The organism is Terribacillus sp. AE2B 122, from assembly GCF_902497585.1.
Taxonomy (GTDB): domain Bacteria; phylum Bacillota; class Bacilli; order Bacillales; family Amphibacillaceae; genus Terribacillus; species Terribacillus saccharophilus_A.
Map to the genome: position 1 here is coordinate 68,472 of NZ_LR700949.1, position 4,925 is coordinate 73,396.

Annotated in this window: 2 protein-coding genes; both read left to right on the forward strand. The window is 35.5% G+C overall.

The annotated features are described in order from the left end of the window. Nucleotides 1-313: 313 nt before the first annotated feature. Nucleotides 314-2,284 carry a DUF262 domain-containing protein gene (locus tag AE2B122_RS16640; RefSeq protein ID WP_175074777.1) on the forward strand — a complete coding sequence of 657 codons (1,971 nt, stop codon included), beginning with the start codon at nt 314-316 and terminating at the stop codon, nt 2,282-2,284. 878 nt (nt 2,285-3,162) lie between these two features. Continuing rightward, nucleotides 3,163-4,140: a Gfo/Idh/MocA family protein gene (locus tag AE2B122_RS16645; protein WP_175074778.1), complete on the forward strand. Its 978-nt coding sequence runs from the start codon at nt 3,163-3,165 to the stop codon at nt 4,138-4,140. Nucleotides 4,141-4,925: the final 785 nt, after the last annotated feature.

The following is a 4,925-nucleotide window of genomic DNA, read 5'->3' on the forward strand; positions in this document are numbered from 1 at the left end:
GACTGTTCTACTCGGAAAAGCGTCAAACCTTATGGTTTGACGCTTTTTTTGCGTTTACAACTTTATTGATACACAGTTTTAGCCATAGAATAATACGATCAACTTCTACTTTCATGCCTTTGATTTTGCGCATGAATTTAGTTCTTCACGACAATAGTATTAACAACCTAACTTGCAGATATAATTTAAAATTACTAGTTATGGTATAATTTGCTCGTAATGCCTTGGTAAATATATCTATTTTGTACTAATAAATTATTAAATTACTGAAATTACCGATTACTATAGTGAGTTTAAGGAGGATTCTATTTTTATGAAAGCAACAGAGTCTATTATTCAGCCAATGATTGAAGGGACAAAACAATTTGTTATTCCTCTCTTTCAAAGAACATATAGCTGGTCAATTCCTCAATGGAAACAATTGTGGGATGATATTTTAGATATACGCCTCACTAATGAAAATAAGAGCCATTTCATTGGTTCTATAGTAAGTATGTCTATGGATTCAGAACCACATGAAGTTCAAAAATACCTGGTTATTGATGGGCAACAAAGGATTACAACCCTCTCTATTCTTCTAACAGTTATAAGAGATTTAGCAAGAGGAAATAATAATCTAAAACTTGCTGAAGAAATTCATGAAAATCTATTGGTGAATAAATGGAAGACAGGTGATAGCTTCTATAAGCTACTGCCAACTCAAGTCGATAGGGAGATATATAAATCTTTAATAGATTCAAGGGAGATTAATCTCGAGAGTTCAAATATTGGTTTGGCGTATAACTATTTTAAGAATAAAATTAGTAAAACAGAGATGGATTTGAGTGAACTTAAGACATTACTTTCCAATAGACTTTCTCTTGTAAGTATTGTTCTTGCTTCTGATGATAATCCTTACTTAGTATTTGAGAGTCTAAATGCAAAGGGTAGACCTTTAACTCAATCAGACTTGATCCGTAATTTCTTCTTTATGAAAATTAGTAACGATAAACATGAAGAAATCTATCTGGAATTTTGGAAGCCTATGCAAGATTATTATCAAGATTCCTTAACAGAATATATTAGGCACTTTCTTATGAGAAAAGGAAAAGTCATTAGAAATACTGAAGTTTATTCAGAATTAAAATTATCGGTTAATTCTGGAGATATTATAGGGCATGTAAGGGAATTGTATCAACTCTCCGAGTATTATAAATGCCTTTTGAATCCAGAAATAGTTGATGATTCTAATGTAAGGAAAGTGTTACTTAGATTGAAAAGACTTGATGCAAGGACTTCATACCCATTCTTTTTAAACATGTTTACTTTATATAAAGAAAGAAAAATATCATCTGATGAGTTTGTCAGTATAGTAAGTATTGTAGAAAATTACCTTATAAGAAGGTTTGTTTGTAACATACCCACGAATGAATTGAATAGTATTTTTCCTGCTTTAATACAGAAGGTATTGGGTTTTTCTGGGAAAGAGCTTCTTGAAGAAATTAAAGCTTCATTGCAGAATAAAGGATATCCGAAAGACCAGGAATTTAGAGAAAATCTCTTAACAACTCGATTATATGGTAGTGGCGATCGAGCAAGGAAAACGAAGTTTATACTTGAATCTATAGAAGAGTCGTATCAACATAAAGAAAAAGTAAATTATGACAACCTCACTATTGAACATATAATGCCACAAACTCTATCGGATTCATGGAGAATTTCTTTAGGGGAAGAGTGGGAGAATGTTCACGATAAAAACCTACATGTTCTGGGAAATTTAACTCTAACTGCATATAACTCAGAAATGTCAAATGAAGCTTTTCAAAAGAAACGAGAAAATTTAGCTGGTAGTAACTTAGAATTAAATAAAACATTTAAGAATGTTTATAATTGGACCATAGATGAGATTAAAGCAAGAACAAATTTACTAGCAGATAAATGTTTGCAAGTATGGAATTATTTTGGATCTCATAAATATGAAGTAAAAGATGTAAAGGGAACGTCTCCTAGACTTTTAACATTAATGGGTAAGACATATGAGGTTTCTAATTGGAGAGAAGTATGGATTACAACACTTAACGTAGCAAGTAATATAAATGAAGAAAACTTCTCATCTATACAAGAAAAGTATCCGAATTTGTTCTCTGCGGATATAAATAAATTTAAAAGAAGAGGTGTACTTCAGAATGATATGTATGTAAACGTGGATTTTAGCGCAAGGGATATATACAGGTTGAGCCATAAGATCTTAGAGATTATTAACGTACCAGCTGAAGAATGGCAAGTAGAGGTTGTTTTAAATTAGCAAGAGTCTATGTAATAAAAACAAGTTTAATACTAGATAAATTTTATAGAATTTCAATTATAACGGTAGTATTTATCAAGAGGGCAAATGTTCATCATTGCTCATCAGCTGATTATCAAAGAATTTTACCTTTACTTTCTGATTTCCTTACCCTAACAAACGTTGAAACTGTGGATAGATAAGGGTAATAAGTGCATCTCCGTTAAAACCATCAATGGTAACCATATTGTCATCGGAGTAGTAAGTCGAGGGGGATAAAATGAAACATTATTGATCAGTTTCATTTTGACAGTAAAGAGTTTATAGCAGTCGTTAACTCTGTCATTGCTAGGAAAACACTAACATCGTAATTTTTTACTGGAAAGAATATCTTACTGGATTTATAACGAATTTGACAAGTAAGGGTGAGAAGTATGAGGGTTATAGCACACAAGATGCAACATACGGTGCCGATCAAGCTGGTTTATAATATTTCGGGAGTAGCTAGTTGCTACTCCTTTTATTTTTTCTGCTTTCGCGTATTCAATTAAAAAATGGCATAATAGAATCAAACCATAAAGTAAAGATGACAACATGAAGCAGTTAGTAGTAGTAAAAGTAAAAACGAAGTCGGTTAAAGGTATAAAGAATGGCTATCCTTAACTTACAAAAGAAGCAATTGAAGTTTAAGGAGTGACAATGGATTAGGGGAGCATAATACGCTTAATTACGGCGGCAGGTATATTGCAGCCTATTATGGTCTACAAAGTAAAGTAGAAGCCTCTCAATGGTTAACAGACTTTTGGGAGGCTTTTCTTTTCTATCTTCATTGTTGCTGAAACGTAAGCGTCATCTTTCTTTTTTACAGCTCACTACCAACAAACAAGGGAGAGAGAAACATGACACTCAAAATTGGAATGATTGGGACAGGTTGGTTTAGCCGCAAGCATGCGGACATTCTATCAAAGATGGATGGGGTTCAGATCCAGGCTATTTGCGGAACAAGTAAAGAGAAAGCAGCAGATATGGTGTCAGATTATGAGGGTGCAAATGGGTATGACCAGTATGTGGAAATGCTGGACGCAGAGGAGCTTGATGCGGTTTATATCGTTGCGCCGCCAATGGTTCGGGGAGAGATCGAATTAGAGCTTATTGGGCGCGGTATTCCTTTCCTCATCGAAAAGCCACTGGGGACAGAGGACAAGATCCCAGCCAAGGTGTTAGAGCGTATGAACGATAATTCTCTGATTACGTCTGTTGGGTATCATTTTCGATACAGTGATTCGGTTCAGCGTCTAAAGGAAAACGTAAATGGTCAAACGCTTGGTATGGTATTAGGTAAATGGATGGGTGAGATGCCCATGGTTAGTTGGTGGAGAGATCAAGAGAAGTCTGGCGGTCAATTTATCGAACAAACAACGCATATTGTAGATTTACTAAGATACGTCTGCGGTGAGGTTGAAGAAGTTTACGCGATGTATGGCAATCAAGTACAGCATAACAAGCACGATAATGTTACGGTGCCGGACATTGGTACAGTAAGTTTAAGACTGCAAAATGGCGTAGTAGCTAACCTGTCGAATACGTGTATCCTTCCTAGTGGCATGGGAGAAGTTGGGCTCAAGCTTTATACAGATAAAGGAATACTAGATTGGCAGGGCGATAAACTAGAAATAGACCAAGAAGGCACAAAGACGGTGTATAAGGATAAGGACAATCCATACGTTCGGGAAAATGAGGCATTTATTCATGCCGTTCGTACTGGCGACGCCTCGCAAATCCGCTCTGATTATAGTGATGCATATCTAACTCATGAGGTGACGTATGCTGCTTTGGAGTTTGCGAGAAGTGGTGTACCTGTTAAGCTTAAAAAATAAAGGTAATAAAAGAAGGAGCGCTGATTTGAATCAGGGCTCCTTTCTTAGCGCAGGTGTCTTAGGTTTGTTTATCAATTTGTGTCTTCTTTTATATGTTTGACAGAATCATTAACCGTAATCCGCTTGTGATCTGATTTTACATCATCTACATCCGCATCTCTTTTGTTTGATAACCGGGGCTTCCGCTTCCTCTTCGACTCTTCTGCTTCGGCTTTTTGCTTTTGTGCTTCTACTTGCTGCTGTTCCAGTTTAACGTGCTAATTCTTCTCTTTTAGAGTGCCTATTTCACGGCCTTTAAATTCTAAACTGCCAGATGTCATGCGATCCATACTAATGAGATTTATCTTTCAGGATATCAATCTGTTAAAGAATCTGTCCTTGATCGACAATATCATGTTCACTGCACTTGTATCAGCAGATCCGGATACAAGTGCAGTAAATTAAAAAGTAAAAAAACTGATAAAAATAACTGGAATTGAAAAGCTTGCAGATCATACTACCACGAAAGGCTCTGGTGGGCAGCTTTTATCAGATAAGTTCTAAGGTACTAATGCTATGACAAGTGAAATTTGGATGCTAAAGCATCAACCTTCATGACACGAAAACTACATCTTAAATATTTTAGTAAAGAGGCTGGGACAAAAGTGTTTTAGCCATATAAAAACCGAACTATATTGTAAATCTTCATAAGAAAATTTGCATAAGTTCGGTCTTTTTGATTTGTTATCCATCCTAGCGTAGGCAGAACACGGAGACTCCTCGAAAATACCAAGCCATTTTCTTCG

Coding starts and splice junctions, on each gene's coding strand:
- AE2B122_RS16645 (WP_175074778.1), top strand. CDS start 3,163: ATGACACTCAAAATTGGAATGATTGGGACAGGTTGGTTTAGCCGCAAG.
- AE2B122_RS16640 (WP_175074777.1), top strand. CDS start 314: ATGAAAGCAACAGAGTCTATTATTCAGCCAATGATTGAAGGGACAAAA.